An 18,653-nucleotide genomic window follows, 5' to 3' on the forward strand; every position below is an offset into this window, starting at 1 on the left:
CTCAGCAGTGAGCGGGTCGGTTGTCGTCGTCGCGCACGGGGCGACGGTGCCGGCCGAAGCGGTCGGTTTGGTGCGTGGCGCCGTTGTGTATGCGGCTTCGGACGTTGACGCTGCGCAGTTCGGCCTGACACCGGTTCCGGCGGGAATCACGGGCGACTTCGTGTTGATCACGGCTTCGGCGTCGTCGCCGGAAGCGGCCGCGCTGGTGGCCGCGGGTGCGCGCGTGATCGAGGCTCCGGTGGCGCCGCTGGTGGAAGCCGCCGAGGTCATGGACCGCCTGCGCTCGCCCGGCGGCTGCCCGTGGGACGCGGTGCAGACGCACGAAACGCTCCGCCAGTACCTGGTCGAGGAGACCTACGAGCTGCTCGACGCCATCGAGGAAAACGACCGCGAGGCCCTGCGCGAAGAGCTCGGCGACGTCCTCCTGCAGGTGCTCTTCCACGCCCGCCTGGCCGCGGAGGACGCCGAGGATCCGTTCACGATCGACGACGTCGCGCGGGCGTTGACGGCGAAGCTCGTCGGGCGGCACCCGCACGTGTTCACCGACGCGGCGAAGGTGGCCACGGTCGACCAGCAGAACCTGAAGTGGGAAGAGCTCAAGCAGGCGGAGAAGCAGCGCCGCTCTATTGTGGACGGTGTCGCGCTCGGCCAGCCCGCCATCGCGTTGGTCGCCAAGCTCGGGCAACGCAGCGGGCGGGCGGGGATTCCGCTGGACCTGTTCCCGGCCGGCTCGGACCCGGCCTCGCAGCTGTTCCGCACGGCGGCCACGGCGCGCCGGGCGGGCACTGACCCGGAGGGTGAGCTGCGGGCCGTCGCGAAGCAGTTCGCGAGTGACCTCCGGGCGGCGGAGGAAGCGGCGCGGGACGCGGGCGTGGAACCGTCGACGTTGGAAGCGGACGGCTGGCGCAAGTTCTGGCCGTAACGGGCATTTCGGGTTTTCTTTTTGGGTGACACGGTGGTGCGGTGGGCGCCTGTTCGGCCACGCTGTGTGCCCTGGGCGGTACGTCACGCAGTGATCGCGCGCACTCCCGCGTGCCTTCTGTCCCGGGTGGACCGACGATGGTGGTTGGTCGGTCGTCGGTGGAGGAGTTGGGTATGAGCGTGCTGGACGGGATTCTCGAGGGTGTCCGGGAGGATCTGGAGGACCGCAAGCGGTCGACGTCGCTGGCCGACCTGCAGGCGCGCGTCCGCGATCTGCCGCCGACGCGGGATCCGCTGCCGGCGTTCCGCGCGCCCGGCGTGTCGATCATCGCCGAGGTGAAGCGCAAGAGCCCGAGCAAGGGCGCGCTCGCCGACATCACCGACCCGGCCGCGCTCGCGGGCCAGTACGAGCAGGGCGGCGCGGCAGCCATCAGCGTGCTGACGGAGCGTCGCCGGTTCGGCGGGTCGCTGGCGGACCTCGAAGCCGTGCGGGCGCGCGTGGACGTTTCGGTGCTGCGCAAGGACTTCATCGTGGAGCCGTATCAGCTGTGGGAGGCGCGGGCGTTCGGGGCGGATCTGGCGTTGCTGATGGTCGTCTCGCTGGAGGGTTCGCTGCTCGACGACCTGTACGGCCTCGCGGTGGAGCTGGGCCTGACGCCGCTCGTGGAATCGCACACTGCCGGTGAGCTGGAGCGCGCGGTCGCTTGTGGCGCGCAGGTGCTGGGGATCAACGCTCGTGACCTCACGACTCTCGAGGTCGACCGGACCGTGTTCAAGGAACTCGGCCCGCAAATCCCGGCCGACCGCGTGCGCGTGGCGGAGTCGGGCGTGGCCGGCCCGGGCGACGTCGCGGAGTACCGCGGCTGGGGCGCGGACGTCGTCCTGGTCGGCGAGGCGCTGGTGCGCTCGGGCGACCCGGTGACGTCCGTCCGCGACTTCATCCAGGGTTAGGGCTTCAGGACGATCCGGCCGAAGACCTCACCGTCGTCCATCTTCCGGTGGGCCAGTGCGGCTTGGTCGAGCGGCAGGATCTCGTGGACGACGCCTTGGAACGTTTCGTCGTTGAACTGCTCCAGGCGCACTTTTTGTAGCGCCTCGCGGGGCACGGTGTCGGCGCTGAAAGTCATGAACGACAGGGACTTCCGGAAGTTCTGCAGGAGCTTCGCGGCGAAGTCGCCGGGTGGCATCCCGCCGACCACGCCGACCACGACGAGGCGGCCGTTGGGGTTGAGCTTGTCGAAGAAGTCCGGCAGGTTCGGACCGGCGATCAGGTCGATGATGACGTCGTACTTGCCTTCGCCGGTCCCCGCGCGGTCCAGGACTTCCGTCGCGCCAAGTTTCTTGAGGCGCTCACCTCGCTCTTGGTTCGAGGTCGTGACGGCCACGTTCTTGGCGCCGCTTCGTGCCGCCAGCTGAACCGCCGACACCCCGATGCTCCCGGCCGCCCCGCGCACCAGCACGGACTCGCCGGCCTCGAAGTGCGCGTGCGCCAGCGCGAAGTGCGCGACGCCTCCCGAGGTGCCGATGGCCACGGCGTCTTCGCTGGTCAGGGCCTCGGGGATCGGCAGGAAATCGCTGGCGACCGCCTTCTCGGCGTACCCGCCGCCCGTGCCGGTGAACGCCCACACCCGCCGGCCCTTCAGACTCTCGTCGACGCCGGCCCCGACCGCGACGACCGTCCCGGCGACTTCGCTGCCGGGGATGTGGCCGGGTTTGAAGCCGTAACTGCCGAGCGTGCCGCGCCGGATCACGGCGTCGACCCCGCCGACCCCGATGGCCTCGGCCTCGATCAGCACCTGCCCTGCCCCGGGCGTGGGCTCCGCTGCCTGGATGACCCGCAACCCCTCGGGCGGCCCGAACTCCTTAATCGCCACTGCTTTCACCTGCGTGTTCTCCTCTCGATCTCGCCGCCGACGCTAACGGACGGGGGCGTCCGTTTCGGCTAAAGTGAGAGCGTGACGGCTCGTTTGCCTCAGACCTCACCCCCCGACTCCTCGGTCTCGGGGGGTGCTGCTTCGCCCGCGGATGCGTCGCGCACCCTCCGCTCCGACGCCCGCGACAACCGCGACCGCATCCTCACCGCGGCCCGCGAGGTCTTCGCCACCGAAGGCCTCGACGTCCCGATGCGCGAAATCGCCCGCCGCGCCGGCGTCGGCCCCGCCACGCTCTACCGCCACTTCCCGACCAAGGAAGACCTGGCGGGCGCGGCTTTCGCGGACCAGCTGCAGGTCTGCCGGCAGATCATCGACGAGGGCCTCGCCACCCCCGACCCGTGGCTCGGCTTCTGCCTGGTGATCGAAAAACTCTTCGACGTCCACGCCCGAGACCGCGGCTTCACCGCGGCCTTCCTCTCGCGCTTCCCGCGCGCCTTCGACTTCACCACCGCCCGCGACTCCGCCCTCACCTCGATCGCCGAACTGGCCCGCCGCGCCAAAACCACGGGCCACCTCCGCCCCGACTTCGTCGTCGACGACCTCGTCCTGGTCCTCATGGCCAACAACGGCATCCACGCCACCTCGCCCGCCGCCCGTGTCGCGGCTTCACGTCGCTTCGCCGCCCTCGCCATCCAGGCCTTCCGCGCTACCCCGCAGCTGTCGCCACTGCCGCCGGCGGCTCGCCTGCCTCTGCACCCGGTGGTGTGACCACGGCGGCGCTGGTCGACGGCTGTCGCTGCTTCACCTCGCATCGCCGTGCTGGCGGTCCAGGCCTTTCGCGCCGCTCGTCAGCTGTCACCGCTCCTGCCGGATGTTCGCGTGCCTGTGCACCCAGTGGTGTGACCACGGCGGCGGGTTCGCCTCCGCCGCCCGCCGCGTTTGCACTGCCGGAGTCCCGCGGCGCTGTGACCGAGCCGGAGCAGTTCGCCGCCCTGGCCATCCAGGCCTTCCGCACCACCCCACAGCCGGCACCACTGCCGCCCGCGACCGCATTCCCCTCCACCCAGTGGTGTGACCCAAACCACACAACCACGAGAACCGTGCGATGATTCGCGGCGTCTTGCCTGATGTGAAGCACCAGAAGCCCGCGCCAGAGGTGGACGAGGAGCAGCTCGTCCGCCGGACTGCGCGGGGCGATCGGGCGGCGTTCGAGGAGTTCTACCGTCGCACGGCGCCCTGGTTGGCGGTGCGGTTGAGGCGCCGCTGTGCGGATGAGCAGGTTGTCGCCGAGGTCATGCAGGAGACGTACCTGGCGGTGTGGCGGGCGGCCGGGTCGTTCGCGGGGGCGGCGGCCGGCGGGTCGGCGGTCGGGTGGGTGTGGACGATCGCCGTGAGAAGGCTGGTTGACGCGTTTCGGCGGAGGGCGCAGCACTCGCAGGTGCCGACCGTGACCCAGGTCGACGTCACCGCGCCGGCGGCGGAGGAGGAAGCGCTCAAGGGCACCGTCGGCGACGAGGTGGGCGACGCGTTGCGCACGCTGGCCCCCGAGCTGCGGCAAGTCCTGCAGGCGATGGTGCTCGACGGGCTGTCCGTCCGCGAGACCGCCGTGCTGCTCGGGCTGCCGGAAGGAACTGTGAAGACGCGGGCGCGCCGCGCGCGGATCGCCATGCGAGAGGCACTGACATGAAACACGTCCCGGATCGGCTCCTCACCGGCTACCTCGAAGGCGCCACGCTGCCGGGCGACGAGGAGTGGGCCGCCGAGGCCCACCTCGAGACGTGTGCCGTCTGCCGCGCTCGGCTCGCACAGCTGTCCACATCCGACCCGCTGGTCACCGAAGTCTGGAATGGACTCCAGGCCCAGCTCACCACCAAGCCGCAACGCGTACCCAGCCGCTTCAGGATCCGTAGCTGGGCGACCCCGGTGATGCTGCCGTGGCTGGTGATGACGGTGCTGGTGGCGGTCGTGGCCGTGCTGCTCGACCGCGGGTTCCAGGGCAACCTGTCGTTCGTCCAGATTTTCGCGCCGGTGCTGCCGGTGCTGGGCGTCGCGGCGTCGTGGTCACGTGGCCTCGACCCGGCGTACGAACTGGTCGCCGCCAGCCCGCGGGCTGGTCTGGACCTTGTTCTTCGCCGCACCACGGCGGTGCTGGTGGCCGTGGTTCCCGTGCTGCTGGTCGCGGGTTGGCTCACCGGCACGAATCTGGGGCTGGCGCTGCTACCGAGCCTCGCGTTCACCACGGGAACCCTGGCGCTGGGCGGGCTCATCGGCGTGAGCCGGTCGGCGTTGGTGCTGGTGGCCGCGTGGATCGCGGTGCTGGTGCTGCCGACGTTGGCCAAGGGGTCTTCGTTCGCACTGCAACCGGGATCGCTCCCGGTCTGGGGCGGGATCTTCGCGTTGACGGCCGTGGTGGTGGTGTTCCGTCGGAGCGCTTTCACCCGGCTCAGCGCGCACCACTGAGGGAGGAAGGGGACAATGGACATGCGGGCAGTCGAAGCCGCTGAGGTCGCTCCGTCGACCTATGCCTGGGAAATCCAGGCGGAAGCGCTGAAAGTACGGGTGGGGCGGCGGAAAATGGCCGTCGATGGCCTGGATTTGTCCCTGGGCAAGGGAGTCCACGGCCTGCTCGGGCCCAACGGGGCCGGCAAGACCACGCTGATCAGAGCGCTGGCGACAGTGCTCCGGCCGGCGGAAGGCGGGCTGGCGCTGCTCGGTGAGTCGGTCGGGGGACACATCGACCAGCGCCGCCTGCGCCGGCGGATCGGGTACCTGCCGCAGACGTTCGGGTACTACAAGCGGTTCACCGTGCGGGAGTTCGTCGAGTACCTGGCGTGGTTGAAGGAGATGTCCAAACAGGACATCCCCGCCGCCGTGCAGCGCGCGGTCGAGCGCGTGGGCCTCGCCGACCGCGCCGACGACAAGCTCAAAACCCTGTCGGGCGGCATGGTCCGCCGCGTCGGCATCGCGCAGGCTATCGTGAACGACCCGCAGATCCTGCTGCTGGACGAGCCCACCGCGGGCCTCGATCCGGCGCAGCGCGTGCGGTTCCGCGAGCTCATGGCGCAGCTCGGACAGGACGCGTGTGTCGTCGTGTCGACGCACCTGGTGGAAGACGTCGCCACGGCGTGCACCGACGTGGTGCTGTTCGCCGAGGGCAAGCTCGTCTTCCAGGGCACGCCCGACCAGCTGGCGGCCGCGGGCACTCCCGAGGACATCGGCGACAGCCCCATCGAGCGTGGTTATTCGGCGCTGCTCAACCACGACCGGGGGAGGGGTTCCTGGTGAGCGTGCTGCGCACCGAGGCGAGGCGGACGATCGCGCCGTGGCTCCTGTTCGTGCTCCTGGCTGTGGGGCTGGGGTTCTTCTTCCTGTTCAGCGGGCCGTGGTGGAAGGACGCCGACGCCTGGAACCTCCAGTGGACGCCGTCGATCCTGTGGTCGCGCTACCTGCTTTCCCTGCTGTGGCCCATCATCGTGTGCGCCGCCGCGATCCAGGGGATGCGCGACCGCCGGTCCGGAATGGACGAACTGCTGGCCACGACTCCGCTGCCCGTCGCGCGGCGCACGGCGAAGGTCGGGCTCGTGATCGGACTGTCCGCTGTGGTCGGTTACCTCGTGATCGTCGCGGTCGGGCTCGGGCAGGTGATCGCGAACGACGGGATGTTCACGTTCACGTGGGTGCTGCCGTTGCTGGTGGGCGTCGCTTCGGTGGTGGCGGGTGCCGCCGTGGGGCTCGCCGTCGGCCGGCTGCTGCCGCACCCGCTGACGGCGCCTGCGGCCGGGGTCGTGGCGCTGGTGGTGGGCGTGCTGCTGCAGGTCGCCGGCGAACGCGGGAGCGCGGTGCAGCAGACGGTGCCCAACCGGATCGCGCTGCTCTCGCCCGCGGGTGCGCAGCCGCGCAGTGCTTTCGTGGACCCGGTTCTCTCGGTGTCGATCGGTCAGCTGTGCTGGCTGCTCGGCCTGGCGGCGACGGGGTTCCTGGTGCTGGCGACCCGGCGGTGGTTCGCGGTGCTGCCGGCCGTCGTCGGGCTGGCCGTCGCCATCCCGATCTTCCCGGCCGCGGCCGCCGACAACTTCGTCGACAACCCCAGCGCCGCCGCGCCCGTGTGCGAAGGTCCGGTGTGCGTCACCACCCTGCACGCCGAGTGGCTGTCCACTGTGGCCGGACCGGGCAAGGACGCCTTGGCCCTGCTGGCGAAGCTGCCTTCCGCGCCGACGCGCATCGTCGAAACGACAACACCGGTGAACATCTCCCACGGCCCCGGCGACCCGTCCACGCTCGTCGTCCGCCGCGACGATTACGCGCTGCGTGACGTCTCCGGCCACGATCTCGAGTACGAGCTCCTCGCGATCGCCCCCTACTGCTCCGGCCCGCCGACCGGCACGCAGGCGAGCTACATCATCGCCGCCTGGCTGCTCGGTGATCCGGGCGCGCCGCCCCACGCCGACGTCTACGGTGCCTGGCTGACCACACCGATGCACGACGTGGGGGCGCAGTTGCGCGCCCTGCCCGCTTCCGAGCAGTTCGCGCGCGTTTCCGCGGCGTACCAGGCCGAGCAGACCTGCTCCGGCGACCCGTACGCCTTGCTGACCGGGGCGACCCGATGAGGTGGCTGACGCTCTACGCCCGCTCGCGCCGCTTGCCCGCGTCCCTCGCGGCGCTGGTCCTGTGCCCGATCGCGATCCGGATCCTTGCCGGCGCCGACTGGTCCGTGCTGTCCGCCTCGCTGGCCCTCGGCGCGGCCATCGCCGTCGCGGCCACCGGGCTCTCGGGGCAGGACGTGGACCTCGACCGCACGGCCGCGTTCGGCTGGTTCCCGCGGCGGCTCGTGCACCTGGTGCTGCTGGGCCTTGTGGCGGTCGGCGTCCTGCTCCTCGTGCGCGCCTCCGTGGTCCCGGCCTCCGTCATCGTGCGCGACGGCCTCGGCCTCGTCGGCCTGGCCGGCCTGGCCGCGTTCGCCTTCGGCGGCCAGTTCGGGTGGACGCTGCCCTTGCTGTGGCTCGTGCTCGCACTCTTCGCGCCGCCCGACCCGGCCGGCCTGTCCCACGTGCTGGCGTGGCCCCTGCAGCCCTCGGACGTCGCTGTCTCATGGTGGCTCGCGGGCGCTCTTTTCCTGGCGGGCGCTGGCGTGTACTCGGCGGCGGGGGCGCGCCGCTGAGCCTTGGGGGACCGCCGGTTGCCGTACCCGCACGAGGGGCGGGTGCGGCAACCGGCTGTTACTCGCCCTGATCACGACCGAAGCGATCGGTGGCGGCGACGATCGCCGCGGTCATGCTGCCGCCGCCGTGACCGGTGTCGTCGAGAACCACGAGCTCGCTTCCGGGCCAGGCCCGGTGCAACGCCCAGGCTGTGCTGAGCGGACCGCTGACGTCGTAGCGCCCGTGGATCAACACGGCGGGAATCCCGTGGAGCCGCTCGATGTCACGCAACAGCTGCCCGTCGTCCAGAAAACAGCCGTGGGACCAGTAGTGGGTCACGATGCGGGCGAAGGCCAGCTGAAACGCCGGGTCGGCGATCGACAGGCGCGGTGCGGCGTCGGGGGCCAGCGACATGTGCGTGTCCTCCCACTCGCACCACCCGTGTGCGGCCTTGGCGCGGACCTCGGGGTCGGGGTCGTGGAGCAGCCGGTTGTAGGCGGCTGACAGGTCGCCGTCGCGTTCGGCGGCGGGGACGCCATCGCGGAACTTTTGCCACTCGCGCGGGAAAACGCGGCCCATGTCACGAGTGATCCAGTCGGTGTCGCGGCGGTCGCCATTGGTCACGGCCGCGAGCACCAATTCGGTCACGCGCTCCGGATGTGCCTGCGCGTAGGCGAGAGCGAGCGTGACGCCCCACGAGCCACCCCACACGAGCCAGCGCTCGATTCCCAGGTGGACCCGCAGGGCCTCGATGTCGGCGACGAGGTGCTGGGTGGTGTTCGCAGACAGGTCGACGACCGGGTCGGTCGCCGATGGAGTGCTGCGCCCGGAGTTGCGCTGGTCGAACAGGACCACGCGGTAACGGTCCGGGTCGAACAGGCTCCGCGCTCTCGGAGAGCTCCCCGAGCCGGGACCACCGTGCAGCGCGACGGCCGGCTTGCCGTCGGGGTTGCCCGACACCTCCCAGCACAGCGAATGGCCGTCGCCGACCGCCAACATGCCTGACTCGTGTGGCTCGGTCGAGGGGTAACGCCCGTCTTCGGATTTACTCGCCATGCAGGCATGATCGCGCACCGGTGCCCGGCGCGAGGGCGAAAGTGTGAACGCACTGTTCGCCCCCACGGACGGGCTGCTTCGGCGTTGAACCCCCGAATCCCCGCGGCTGAATTACTGGCGCTGAATTCCCAACGCCGGCCCCGTGCACCCCTCGCGATGGCAAAGCCCCACCCTCCCGGGTGCCGCCCTAGATCCATTCCGGCGCACACCGACTGTTCGACCTTGGCGGTCTCGACCTGCTGAAAACCCAGCCGCAGCAGGACCTGGCGGCGAGCATGATCGCGTACTGGACCGCCTTCGCCCGGACCGGCGACCCGAACCACGCCGGAGCACCGAGGTGGGCCGCCGGAACGGCGCACGGGCGGCTTCAGCTGGTGCCGAACCAGATCCGGCCCGTGGACGCGGCGGCCGAGCACCAGTGCGGGTTCTGGTCGACGATCCGGTAGCGGCCTCAGACGTTGCGGTTGTTCGGCTTCATCTCCAACGGCGGCACATCGGCGTTGTCGATGCCCATGCTGATGATGCGTTCCGGGTGGAGCCGGATGACCGCTCCGTCGAGGTGCCCGTCCGGCGCGAACACGTCGGTCAGCACCTCCGCGCGGCCGCGGATCTCCAGGCAGCGCACGCGCATCGGGTTCAGCGACGGCCGGTCGTCCACCACGAAGGCGGCGCGGCCGTTGGCGGCGACGTTGCGGTACTTGCGGCTCTGCGTCAGGTGGTAGCCGGTGATGTCGATGGCCTTGGCGTCAGCGTTGTAGGTGAAGCCCACGGGACTGACCTGCAGGGTCCCGTTCGGCTGCTGCGTGGCTAGCCGCCCGAGACCCTGCGTGGCGAGGTAGTCGAGTTCTGCTGAGGTGAACATGCACTCCACCGTGCAAGTTCAACCCCACTTGAAGTCAAGCGAACAGGCCGTCGCCCCAGTTCGAGGTGGACGTCAGGCCCGGCGGAACCGCGAAGTGCGCCGAACCCGTGTGCTGCACGTACTCCATCATCGCGTCCTTCGACGACAGCGCCTGCTGCATGGGCACGTACTGCTTGCGCGTATCGCGGTTGAAGGCCAGGAAGAACAACCCGGCTTCGAGGTGGCCGACGCCGTCGGAACCGTCGACGAAGTTGTAGCCACGCCGTAAGATCCGAGTCCCGTTCAACGTCTGGTGCGACGCCAGGCGGATGTGCGCGTCGTCGGCGATCAGGGGCACGCCGCCCTCGCCGCGGACGCCCAGGTCGACCTCGTCGAACTCCGCCGTCTGGCCCAGCGGCGCGCCGGAACCCTTGGTGCGGCCGACGATCTGCTCCTGGCCCTCCAGCGGCTCGCGGTCCCACGTCTCGATGTGCATCCGGATCCGCCGCGCCACCAGGTACGAGCCGCCAGCCATCCAGGCCTGGCCGTCGCCGGCCACGGCCCACACCTCGTCGCGCAGGAAATCGGTGTCCTCGGACTTGATGTTGTTGGTGCCGTCCTTGAACCCGAACAGGTTGCGCGGCGTGGCCTGCTCGCGCGACGTCGACGAGCTGCGCCCGAAGCCGAGCTGCGACCAGCGCACCTCCGTGACGCCGAAGCCGAGCCGCGCGAGGTTGCGCACGGCGTGCACGGCGACCTGCGGGTCGTTGGCGCACGCCTGGATGCACAGGTCACCGCCGGTGCGCGCGGGGTCGAGCTTGTCCTTCGGGAACAGCGGCAGGTCGATCAGCTGCGCCGGCCGCTTCGCCGCGAGCCCGAACCGGCCGTCGAACAGCGACGGGCCGAAGCCGATCGTCAAGGTCAGATCGGACGCCGGCAGGTCCAGCGCCTCGCCCGTGTCGCCGGGCGGGGCTTCGGCCGCGCCGCCGACGGCGCCGTTGGGCACGACCTCCTGCCCGGCCGTCATCCGCCGCGCCGCCGAAGTCCACGTGCGCAGCAGCTGCCGCAGCTCGCCGACGTCGGTCGTGGTCACGTCGAACGCGGCGAAGTGCAAGTTCTGCTGGGTCGGCGTGACGATGCCGGCCTGGTGCTCGCCGTGGAAGTCCACAGTGGTCACCGCGGCCTGTGCGGTGGAGCCACCCATCCTGTCGATGCCGACCCCGGCCGCCGCTCCCGCGCCGGCCAGGGCGACCCCCGCTCCCGCCAGGCCGAACAGCTTCCTACGGGAGACGCGGGTGCCCTCTTCGTTCACTTCGACACAACCTCCGCGACCTTGCTCAGCGGCTCGCTCAGCGCGTCGACCGCCGAGGCGAACGCCTTGATCTCGTCCTGCGACAGCTGGTTGTAGTACTTGAACCCGTCACCCACGCGCGTCTTGTCCAGCAGCGCCTGCACGTTGGCGAACTGCTTGTCCAGAGTGGACACCAGGGCCGGGTCGCGCTCCTGCAGGATCGGGCGCAGCGAAGCGATCGCGCCCTTCGAACCGTCCACGTTGGCCTGGAAGTCCCACAGGTCCGTGTGTGAGAACGTCTCTTCCTCGCCGGTGATCTTGCCGGTGGCGACCTCGTCGAGCAGGCCCTTGGCACCGTTGGCGAGGTCGAGCGCGCTCAGCTGCAGCGTCTTGGTCTTGGTGACCAGGTCCTTGACGTCGGTGAGCAGCTTGTCGGCGACCTGCGGGCTGTCCGGCTGCAAGCCGGTGACCCACAGGTCCTTCTCCAGCCGGTGGAAACCGGTGAACTGCTGGCCCGACTCGAGGTCGGCCTCGCGCACGTCGATCAGCGGGTCGAGATCGCCGAACTTCTCCGCGACGGGCTCGATGCGCTCGTAGTACACGCGCGTGGTGGCGTACTCGGCCTTGGCCTCGTCGACCTTGCCGGCCTTGACGAGGTCGACGAACTTCTGCGTCTCGGTCTCGAGCGCGGCGGTGTTGTTGGCGACGTAGGTGGCGTAGCTCATGGTGGCTTCGGCCTTCTGCGCGTTGGTGTCGGTCTGCTTCTGCGCGCCGCCGGTGATGGTGAAGTCGCCGCGGATGCCGTTGCCGACCATGCCCGGCTTGCACGCCGTCTGGTACTTGCCGGCCTCGGGAACCTCGACGATGAGCCGGCGGTTGAGGCCGGGGGCGATGTTCTCGACCTCGCCCATGATCCGGTCGCCCTCGGCGTAGAGGTAGAACTCGGTGACCTTGGTGCCCTTGTTGGTGATCTCGAACGTCACGTTGCCCGCGTTGGCGGTGTTCACGGCGACGGCGCACGTGCTGTCGGAGGCCTCGACCTTGATCGGGCCCGCCGCGCCGGAGCCGCTCGACGCGGAATCGGTGCTGTCACACGCGGACAGGGCCACGAGGGCGCCGACTCCGGCCAGCACGGCCAGTGGGGTTCTGGGAGAAAGGGGCACGGTCACTCCTTGACAGCGGCCGCAGCGGCTTCAGCCGTGACGGTTTTCTTCTTGGTGGGCTTGAGGAAGAGCGGGAGCACGATCACGACGTAGGCGACCCAAGCGATCGCCTGCAGCACGGTGGTCTGCTGTGAGTAGTTGAAGATCCCCTTGAGCAGCGCGCCGTACCAGGAGGTTTCCGGCAGCGCGCTCGACGCGTCGAACGCGAGGGTGGTCAGGCCCGGGATGAAGCCGGCTTCCTGAAGGTCGTGCAGGCCGTAGCCGAGCACGCCGGCGGCGACGAACACCAGCAGAACACCGGTGACCGTGAAGAACTTCGCGAGGTTGAACCGCACGGCGCCGCGGTAGAGCAGGTATGCGATCACGATCGCGGCGGCGATGCCGACCACGAACCCGATGAGCGGCTGGATCGTGTCCGACTGCGCGGTCTGCACGGCGGAGTAGAAGAACACGGCCGTCTCGAGGCCTTCGCGGCCGACTGCGAGGAACGACAGCAGCAGCACGGCGGCGGGGCCGACGTTGAGCGCATCCTCCATCTTGCCGCGCAGCTCCGCGGCCATCTGCTTGGAAGCCTTGCGCATCCAGAAGATCATCGCCGTGACGAACGCGACCGCGACGATCGAGAGGCTGCCGCCGAGCAGCTCCTGGTGCTCGAAGCTCAGCTGCGCGGTGCTGTAGGTCAGGATCGCGCCGACGGCGACCGACAGCAGCACCGCGGCACCCACGCCCGGCCACACGAACTTCAGCGCGTGGCGCCGGTCCGTCTTGACCAGGAACGCCACCAGGATGCTGACCACGAGGGCGGCTTCGAGCCCCTCACGCAACCCGATGAGCGCGCTCGAAAACACCACTGCTCAGCCCTCCTCCGCATACCTGACCTGATGTTTTTAGGTAAGGCTTGCCTGTAAGTCCAGAGGAGCGTACGCCCGAGACCCCCTGAGTGATCGGACAAAACGGATCACCCGGGCGGGTTAGGTTAGGGTAACCGCAGGTCAGCGGGGTGAACGGCGGATCCATAACGAATTGTGTGATGTGGGCGGCTGGGGCTGGGAGTTAACCGTCCGCTTGCCTTTTGTGAGGTGGAACCGCATCGGGGAGTGTTCGATCGGCCCCTGGCTGTGTCCGACTTGGGACGCCTGGCGCGAGGCGTTTCGTGATCACCCGATGTGGCGTCACGCGAAGGTGGGAGAAGTAACCTGTCCGGGTGGCCGATACCACTCAGACGACGTCTCCGCCTCGTCGCTACGTCAGCCGGATCGCGTTGTCGCTGGGGCTGGTGCTCACGGGGATCGTGCTGGTGGTGACGATCGGGGTGCGTAACCCGGCTCCTTCGGCCGCTCCGCCCGTTCCTGCCGCGACGTCGTCGTTCTCGGTGCCACCGCAGCGTCCCCAATCGGGTGCTACGGCTCCGCGTGCCGGTTTGGCCGCCCCGCCCGACCGTCCGACGGAATCGGACCAGGCGGAGCTGGACGCGTGGGCCGCGCGCGTGGCGGGCAAAACTCAGCTGTCCGCTCGGGTTCTCGCCGCGTACGGCCGCGCGGAAATGTGGATGCGCCGCCAGAAACCGGCTTGCCACCTGTCCTGGGCGACCCTCGCCGGCATCGGCCATCTGGCCACGCCTTCGCTGACCGTGTCTTCCTCGGGTGACATGACTCCCGCTGTCGTCGGCGCTTCCGTCGGCGCGGACACCGACTCCGGCGCCCTCGACGGCGACCGCAAAGCCGACCACGAACTCGGCCCGCTGCACTTCACTCCGGCGACGTGGAAGAAGTACGCCGAACGCGCCAACGGCGACGGCAAACCCGCCAACCCCCAGAACATCGACGACGCCGCCTTCACGGCCGCCCGCTACCTCTGCTCCGGCGGCGACGACCTCGGCACCCCCACGGGCTGGTGGCGCGCGATGCTGTTCTACAACGCTTCAGTGGACTACGTGCAGAGCGTGTTCTCCGCTGCGGATTCTTACGCCGCGGCGAGCGTCGCTCCCTGACCGCGGGTCGGGAAGACAGGCCCCCGCCCTCCCAAGGGGGGCGTCCCCGAACCCAGTCTACCGAGGTCAGCGGCCCGGAAACGGGTTTCGCGGAATCTGTGGACAACCTCGCGGGCGAGAGCCACGGTGTGGATAAGTCGGCGAGTTGGCAGGGTGTCGCAGTCGCGCCATGCCAATGCGGGCGCTTCACTGGCGCCGGCGCCTCAGGCGTGGGCGGTGATCCGCGTGCCCTTGAGGGCCTTCGCCGGTCGCGGCGCGGCGGGCGTGGCGGGCGAAGCAGCGGCGGCGCGCTGGCGGCGGCCGGCCGGGAATCGCGCGTCCAGCTCGACGATCACCGGCGAGAGCGCCGCCAGCAGCAGGACGGCAAGGCCGGCGTAGACGGCGATGAAGGTGAAGACGTTCATCTCGAGCTCCTCGGGTCGTTCTCCGTGATGACTCAAGATTCGCCCACGAGGAGGGTCCGCCGGATCAGCCGACCGGCCGAGCGGCGGCGCCGAAAGGCCACACCCGCGCAACCGATGACCAGCCGGAAGACCGAGCCTGACAGCGCCGATCGGGAAAGGCGCGGAGCCCGAACAGCCCGTCAGCGATCCTGCAACGTGATCCGCGCCGTCACTTCCGCGATCGCCTCCAGGTACTCCGGCACGGGGTTCATCGCCGAAGCCATCCGCAGTTGCGCCAGCGCCTCGGCCAACCGGCCGAGGCGCTGGAGGGTCCGCCCGAGGACGAAGCGGGCGTAGTGATCCGTCGGATCCAGCTCGAGGACTCGCGTGAACGCGCGTTCCGCCCGGCGCAGCTGCGCGGAGTGGAAATACGCGCGGCCCGCGAGGAGCTGGACGCTCGGTTTGTCCGTCTCGTCGAGCAGGGGTTCGAGCGCCTTGAGCGCGTCGAGCGGGCGGTGGCGTTCGACCAGATCCTCGGCCTGGCGGAAGGCGCGGAAACGGTCTTCGCCGGTGGGCTCTGGTGCTGCTGCGGCGTCCGTCATGGTCACTCCGACGATACCGCTCCGGAGGGCCTCGCACGAGGCGGCGGACGGGTCGTGGTGCACTGTCCTGCCATGAGCAGCGGACAGGAACCCGGCTACCTGGGCCTGGCGCCCTACCTCTACTACACCGACGCGACGGCGGCGCTGGAGTGGCTGACCAGGGTCTTCGGCTTCCGGGAGGAAGTGCGGTTCGAGGACGCGTCCGGGGAGGTCTTCCAGGCGACGCTCTGCGCGGGCACCGGAACGGTCCAGCTCGCCGGCGTCGGTTCCGAGTACTGGGCGGCCAAGGGCGCCGAGGGACCGGTCGGGCAGCTCAACATCATCTACGTGACCGACGTCGACGCGCAGTACGAGCGCGTGCGTTCGGCGCTGGGTGAGGACGCCGAGCCGGAGCCGCCGCAGGACCAGCCGTACGGCGCGCGCGTGTTCACGGTGGCGGATCCGGGGGGCAACAGCTGGACGTTCTGGCAGCAGACGTCGGAGACCGTCGAGCTGCCGTCCGGGTGGCGTGAAGTGCGGCCGGAGGGCTCGGAAGGCCACTGACGGGCACTGAGCGGAATGGCCGTGCCTCCAACGGGTGAAAGCCGCGGACGGCTACTCTGGGCGGCGTCACCGCAGGCACGACCCACTGAGGAGCATGGCGTGGCTCTCATCGAGCAGGTAGGCGCGCGCGAGATTCTGGACTCGCGTGGCAACCCGACCGTCGAGGTGGAGGTGGCGCTCGACGACGGCACGTTGGCGCGGGCCGCTGTCCCGTCGGGTGCGTCCACCGGCGAACACGAAGCAGTCGAGCTGCGTGACGGGGACACCGGTCGCTACAACGGCAAGGGCGTGGAGCGCGCGGTCGCCGCGGTGCTCGACGAGATCGGTCCGGACCTGGTCGGCGTCGACGCCGTGGATCAGCGGATCGTCGACCAGAAGCTCGTGGACCTCGACGGCACGCCCGCGAAGTCGCGCCTGGGCGCCAACGCGATCCTCGGCGTCTCGCTGGCCGTCGCGAAGGCCGCCGCCGAGTCGGCCGAGCTGGAGCTCTTCCGTTACCTGGGCGGGCCGAACGCGCACGTGCTGCCCGTGCCGATGCTCAACATCCTCAACGGTGGCGCCCACGCCGACACCGACGTGGACATTCAGGAGTTCATGATCGCGCCGATCGGCGCCGAGTCGTTCCGCGAGGCGCTGCGCTGGGGCACCGAGGTCTACCACGCGCTCAAGGGCGTGCTGAAGGGCCGCGGCCTGTCCACCGGCCTCGGCGACGAGGGCGGCTTCGCGCCGAGCCTCGGCAACAACCGCGAGGCGCTCGACCTGATCCTGCAGGCCATCGAGAAGGCCGGCTACGCGCCGGGCCGCGACGTCGCGCTCGCGCTGGACGTCGCCGCCACCGAGTTCTTCGCCGACGGCGCCTACACGTTCGAGGGCACCAAGCGCAGCGCCGAACAGATGTCGGCCTACTACGCCGAACTGCTGCGCGACTACCCGCTCGTGTCCATCGAGGACCCGCTGAGCGAGGACGACTGGGACGGGTGGGTCCAGCTGACCGCCGAGGTCGGCGACAAGGTTCAGCTCGTGGGTGACGACCTGTTCGTCACCAACCCGGACCGCCTCGAGGAGGGCATCACCCGCCGCGCCGCCAACGCGCTGCTGGTGAAGGTCAACCAGATCGGCACCCTGTCGGAGACGCTGGACGCGGTGTCGCTGGCCACGTCGTACGGCTACAAGTCGATGATGAGCCACCGCTCCGGCGAGACCGAGGACACGTTCATCGCGGACCTCGCGGTCGCCACGGGCGTCGGCCAGATCAAGACGGGCGCCCCGGCGCGCGGCGAGCGGATCGCGAAGTACAACCAGCTCCTGCGCATCGAGGAGACTCTGGCGGACGCCGCGCGCTACGCCGGCGATCTCGCCTTCCCGCGGTTCACCGCGGAGGCCTGAGGGTTTCCATGGCCGACCGGGGGAGGGCGCGCAGCCGCCGCGGAGGCCGAGCCGACGGCGCCGGGTCCACGCGGACGCGGCGCGCCGAGGGAGGCGGGTCCACACGGGCCCGTCGCCCCGCGTCGGCCCGGCGTCGGACGGCGGAGGCTTCGTCAGCGGAGACGACGAGGGCTCGGCTACGCCGTGGCCTCGCGGCGAAACGCGCGTCGGGCGCGGCCAAGGTGCTCGGCATGTCGACCACCCGGCGCGCGGCCGTGGTGGCGATCGTCGTGTGTGCGCTGGCGTTCACCGTCGCGGTGCCGCTGCGGACGTACCTGAGCCAGCGGTCGGAAGTGCGTGACCAGGAGGCGCAGCAAGCCCAGCTGCAGAAGGAAGTCGACGTCCTGCGCGACCGCAAGGCCCAGCTGAGCGACCCGGCGCAGATCGAGGCGGAGGCCCGCCGGCGGCTGCGGTACGTGAAGCCGGGGGAGACGCCGTACATCGTGCAGCTGCCGGAGGACCAGCCTTCCGCGCCGCCTCCCGCGGCCAACCCGGCGGCGGTTCCGCAGGGGTCTTGGTACGAGAAGCTGTGGGACTCGGTTTCCGGTGGGTGACGGTCTGGTTTTGGGTTGAGCGGCGGGGTGCCTTCGGGTACCCCGCCGTTTCTCTTTTGCGGCTTGCCTAAGCTATCGAAAATCGATAGATTCCCATCGTAACTCGATGGGAGGTTGGCCTGTGGGAAAGCTGGCAGTGAACGCGCTGCGCACGGTGCTCGCGGTGGTGCTCACCGGAACCGTGCTGATCCAGGTGCTGATGGTGTGGGTGCTGGTCACCGGGAGCGACCCGGAGGACGGGACGCTGCCGCTGACCGCGTTTCGCCTCCTCGCGATCCTGGGCCTGGGGACGGTGCAGGTCGCCGTGGTCAGCGTGTGGCGGCTGGTGACGATGGTGCGCCGCGGCACCGTGTTCTCCCACGCCGCCTTCCGCTACGTCGACACCGTCATCGGCGCGATCGTGGCGGCGGCCCTCGTGTGGTTCGCGGTCACGGCCATCAACGCACCCGGCCAGCGCGACGACCCCGGCGTCACCCTCATCATGGGCGGGATCGGCGTCGCCATCCTGGGCGTCGCGCTCATCGTGCTGGTCCTGCGGATGCTCCTCACCCAGGCCGTCGCGCGCGACGTCGAGGCGACGCAGCTGCAGGCCGAGCTCGACGAGGTGATCTGATGCCCATCGTCGTCGACATCGACGTGATGCTGGCCCGGCGGAAGATGTCGGTCGGCGAGCTCGCGGACCGCGTGGGGATCACACCGGCGAACCTGGCGGTGCTGAAGAACGGCCGCGCCAAGGCAGTTCGCTTCGCGACCCTGGCGGCGCTTTGTGAGGTGCTGGAGTGCCAGCCGGGTGACCTGCTGCGCTGGGAGTCGGAGGACGACGCGGGGGACGACGCGGGGGGCGACGCGAGGGGCGACGCGGGGGGCGAGGT

At 70.1% G+C, this 18,653-nt stretch carries 22 protein-coding genes and 1 pseudogene; 15 read left to right on the plus strand and 8 right to left on the minus strand.

Features of this window, described 5'->3' with window-relative positions; translation table 11 throughout:
* Positions 1-7 precede the first annotated feature (7 nt).
* Together ABZU76_RS01700 and trpC are read left to right on the plus strand one after the other, a co-directional pair.
* A complete protein-coding gene (locus tag ABZU76_RS01700; protein WP_354864018.1) occupies positions 8-922 on the plus strand; it encodes a MazG family protein in 915 nt (304 codons plus the stop codon).
* A 173-nt stretch (positions 923-1,095) separates the two neighbouring features.
* A complete protein-coding gene (gene trpC, locus ABZU76_RS01705; RefSeq protein WP_354864020.1) occupies positions 1,096-1,872 on the plus strand; it encodes an indole-3-glycerol phosphate synthase TrpC in 777 nt (258 codons plus the stop codon).
* On the opposite strand, the gene ABZU76_RS01710 is transcribed toward trpC, so the two are convergent.
* A complete protein-coding gene (locus ABZU76_RS01710; RefSeq protein ID WP_354864022.1) occupies positions 1,869-2,804 on the minus strand; it encodes a zinc-binding dehydrogenase in 936 nt (311 codons plus the stop codon). The genes trpC and ABZU76_RS01710 overlap by 4 nt on opposite strands.
* Positions 2,805-2,993: 189 nt before the next feature.
* On the opposite strand from ABZU76_RS01710, the gene ABZU76_RS01715 reads away from it, so the two are divergent.
* From ABZU76_RS01715 to ABZU76_RS01740, 6 genes are all read left to right on the plus strand, one after another.
* Positions 2,994-3,563: a helix-turn-helix domain-containing protein gene (locus ABZU76_RS01715; RefSeq protein WP_354864738.1), complete on the plus strand. Its 570-nt coding sequence runs from the start codon at positions 2,994-2,996 to the stop codon at positions 3,561-3,563.
* A 361-nt stretch (positions 3,564-3,924) separates the two neighbouring features.
* Positions 3,925-4,482 (plus strand): RNA polymerase sigma factor, encoded by a 558-nt coding sequence (locus ABZU76_RS01720; protein ID WP_354864740.1) that lies wholly within the window; start codon positions 3,925-3,927, stop codon positions 4,480-4,482.
* Positions 4,479-5,255 carry a zf-HC2 domain-containing protein gene (locus ABZU76_RS01725; protein WP_354864024.1) on the plus strand — a complete coding sequence of 259 codons (777 nt, stop codon included), beginning with the start codon at positions 4,479-4,481 and terminating at the stop codon, positions 5,253-5,255. The genes ABZU76_RS01720 and ABZU76_RS01725 overlap by 4 nt, the downstream gene beginning before the upstream one ends.
* A gap of 21 nt (positions 5,256-5,276) precedes the next feature.
* Positions 5,277-6,080, plus strand: coding sequence for an ABC transporter ATP-binding protein (locus ABZU76_RS01730; RefSeq protein ID WP_354864742.1), 804 nt, complete (start codon positions 5,277-5,279; stop codon positions 6,078-6,080).
* On the plus strand, positions 6,077-7,402 hold the full coding sequence (locus ABZU76_RS01735; protein WP_354864026.1) for a hypothetical protein: 1,326 nt from the start codon (positions 6,077-6,079) through the stop codon (positions 7,400-7,402). The genes ABZU76_RS01730 and ABZU76_RS01735 overlap by 4 nt, the downstream gene beginning before the upstream one ends.
* On the plus strand, positions 7,399-7,953 hold the full coding sequence (locus ABZU76_RS01740) for a hypothetical protein (RefSeq protein ID WP_354864028.1): 555 nt from the start codon (positions 7,399-7,401) through the stop codon (positions 7,951-7,953). Before ABZU76_RS01735 ends, ABZU76_RS01740 begins: the two co-directional genes overlap by 4 nt.
* Before the next feature lie 58 nt (positions 7,954-8,011).
* Here the strand turns inward: ABZU76_RS01740 and pip are convergent, their stop codons facing one another.
* On the minus strand, positions 8,012-8,989 hold the full coding sequence (gene pip, locus ABZU76_RS01745; RefSeq protein ID WP_354864030.1) for a prolyl aminopeptidase: 978 nt from the start codon (positions 8,987-8,989) through the stop codon (positions 8,012-8,014).
* Positions 8,990-9,228: 239 nt separating this feature from the next.
* Between pip and ABZU76_RS01750 the strand changes: the two genes are divergently transcribed.
* The gene (locus tag ABZU76_RS01750) at positions 9,229-9,435 is read left to right on the plus strand and encodes a carboxylesterase family protein (RefSeq protein WP_354864744.1); all 207 of its coding nucleotides are present in this window, start codon (positions 9,229-9,231) and stop codon (positions 9,433-9,435) included.
* A 5-nt stretch (positions 9,436-9,440) separates the two neighbouring features.
* Here ABZU76_RS01750 and ABZU76_RS01755 read toward each other — a convergent pair whose 3' ends face one another.
* From ABZU76_RS01755 to efeU, 4 genes are read right to left on the minus strand one after another with little or no spacing between them, the layout of a single operon-like run.
* A complete protein-coding gene (locus ABZU76_RS01755; protein ID WP_220244283.1) occupies positions 9,441-9,851 on the minus strand; it encodes a PPOX class F420-dependent oxidoreductase in 411 nt (136 codons plus the stop codon).
* 34 nt (positions 9,852-9,885) lie between these two features.
* Entirely contained in the window at positions 9,886-11,142 is a 1,257-nt protein-coding gene (efeB, locus tag ABZU76_RS01760; RefSeq protein ID WP_354864032.1) for an iron uptake transporter deferrochelatase/peroxidase subunit, read from the minus strand.
* Positions 11,139-12,290: an iron uptake system protein EfeO gene (gene efeO, locus ABZU76_RS01765; RefSeq protein WP_354864034.1), complete on the minus strand. Its 1,152-nt coding sequence runs from the start codon at positions 12,288-12,290 to the stop codon at positions 11,139-11,141. Before efeO ends, efeB begins: the two co-directional genes overlap by 4 nt.
* Entirely contained in the window at positions 12,287-13,135 is an 849-nt protein-coding gene (gene efeU / locus ABZU76_RS01770; RefSeq protein ID WP_220244280.1) for an iron uptake transporter permease EfeU, read from the minus strand. The genes efeO and efeU overlap by 4 nt, the downstream gene beginning before the upstream one ends.
* A gap of 425 nt (positions 13,136-13,560) precedes the next feature.
* Here efeU and ABZU76_RS01775 point away from each other — a divergent pair, with 425 nt between their 5' ends.
* Positions 13,561-14,274 (plus strand): murein transglycosylase, encoded by a 714-nt coding sequence (locus ABZU76_RS01775; RefSeq protein ID WP_354864746.1) that lies wholly within the window; start codon positions 13,561-13,563, stop codon positions 14,272-14,274.
* Between the two features lie 203 nt (positions 14,275-14,477).
* Here ABZU76_RS01775 and ABZU76_RS01780 read toward each other — a convergent pair whose 3' ends face one another.
* Together ABZU76_RS01780 and ABZU76_RS01785 are read right to left on the minus strand one after the other, a co-directional pair.
* On the minus strand, positions 14,478-14,678 hold the full coding sequence (locus ABZU76_RS01780) for a hypothetical protein (RefSeq protein WP_220244279.1): 201 nt from the start codon (positions 14,676-14,678) through the stop codon (positions 14,478-14,480).
* 179 nt (positions 14,679-14,857) lie between these two features.
* Positions 14,858-15,259 carry a tetratricopeptide repeat protein gene (locus tag ABZU76_RS01785; RefSeq protein ID WP_220244278.1) on the minus strand — a complete coding sequence of 134 codons (402 nt, stop codon included), beginning with the start codon at positions 15,257-15,259 and terminating at the stop codon, positions 14,858-14,860.
* Positions 15,260-15,331: 72 nt separating this feature from the next.
* Between ABZU76_RS01785 and ABZU76_RS01790 the strand changes: the two genes are divergently transcribed.
* From ABZU76_RS01790 to ABZU76_RS01810, 5 genes and pseudogenes are all read left to right on the plus strand, one after another.
* Complete coding sequence (locus ABZU76_RS01790) at positions 15,332-15,802, plus strand: VOC family protein (protein ID WP_354864037.1); 471 nt, start codon at positions 15,332-15,334, stop codon at positions 15,800-15,802.
* 99 nt (positions 15,803-15,901) lie between these two features.
* Positions 15,902-17,188 (plus strand): phosphopyruvate hydratase, encoded by a 1,287-nt coding sequence (gene eno, locus ABZU76_RS01795; protein ID WP_220244276.1) that lies wholly within the window; start codon positions 15,902-15,904, stop codon positions 17,186-17,188.
* A 230-nt stretch (positions 17,189-17,418) separates the two neighbouring features.
* On the plus strand, positions 17,419-17,781 hold the full coding sequence (locus ABZU76_RS01800) for a septum formation initiator family protein (protein ID WP_220244275.1): 363 nt from the start codon (positions 17,419-17,421) through the stop codon (positions 17,779-17,781).
* A gap of 121 nt (positions 17,782-17,902) precedes the next feature.
* Positions 17,903-18,394 carry a DUF2975 domain-containing protein gene (locus ABZU76_RS01805; protein WP_354864038.1) on the plus strand — a complete coding sequence of 164 codons (492 nt, stop codon included), beginning with the start codon at positions 17,903-17,905 and terminating at the stop codon, positions 18,392-18,394.
* A pseudogene (locus ABZU76_RS01810) lies at positions 18,394-18,603 on the plus strand (helix-turn-helix transcriptional regulator); the annotation flags it as partial. The gene ABZU76_RS01805 and the pseudogene ABZU76_RS01810, both read left to right, overlap by 1 nt.
* Positions 18,604-18,653 lie beyond the last annotated feature (50 nt).

This window comes from Amycolatopsis sp. NPDC005232 (genome assembly GCF_040607795.1).
Taxonomy (GTDB): Bacteria; Actinomycetota; Actinomycetes; order Mycobacteriales; family Pseudonocardiaceae; genus Amycolatopsis.

Coding starts and splice junctions, on each gene's coding strand:
- trpC (WP_354864020.1), top strand. CDS start 1,096: ATGAGCGTGCTGGACGGGATTCTCGAGGGTGTCCGGGAGGATCTGGAG.
- ABZU76_RS01725 (WP_354864024.1), top strand. CDS start 4,479: ATGAAACACGTCCCGGATCGGCTCCTCACCGGCTACCTCGAAGGCGCC.
- ABZU76_RS01785 (WP_220244278.1), bottom strand. CDS start 15,259: ATGACGGACGCCGCAGCAGCACCAGAGCCCACCGGCGAAGACCGTTTC.
- ABZU76_RS01800 (WP_220244275.1), top strand. CDS start 17,419: ATGTCGACCACCCGGCGCGCGGCCGTGGTGGCGATCGTCGTGTGTGCG.
- ABZU76_RS01755 (WP_220244283.1), bottom strand. CDS start 9,851: ATGTTCACCTCAGCAGAACTCGACTACCTCGCCACGCAGGGTCTCGGG.
- ABZU76_RS01790 (WP_354864037.1), top strand. CDS start 15,332: ATGAGCAGCGGACAGGAACCCGGCTACCTGGGCCTGGCGCCCTACCTC.
- ABZU76_RS01780 (WP_220244279.1), bottom strand. CDS start 14,678: ATGAACGTCTTCACCTTCATCGCCGTCTACGCCGGCCTTGCCGTCCTG.
- ABZU76_RS01730 (WP_354864742.1), top strand. CDS start 5,277: ATGCGGGCAGTCGAAGCCGCTGAGGTCGCTCCGTCGACCTATGCCTGG.
- pip (WP_354864030.1), bottom strand. CDS start 8,989: ATGGCGAGTAAATCCGAAGACGGGCGTTACCCCTCGACCGAGCCACAC.
- ABZU76_RS01740 (WP_354864028.1), top strand. CDS start 7,399: ATGAGGTGGCTGACGCTCTACGCCCGCTCGCGCCGCTTGCCCGCGTCC.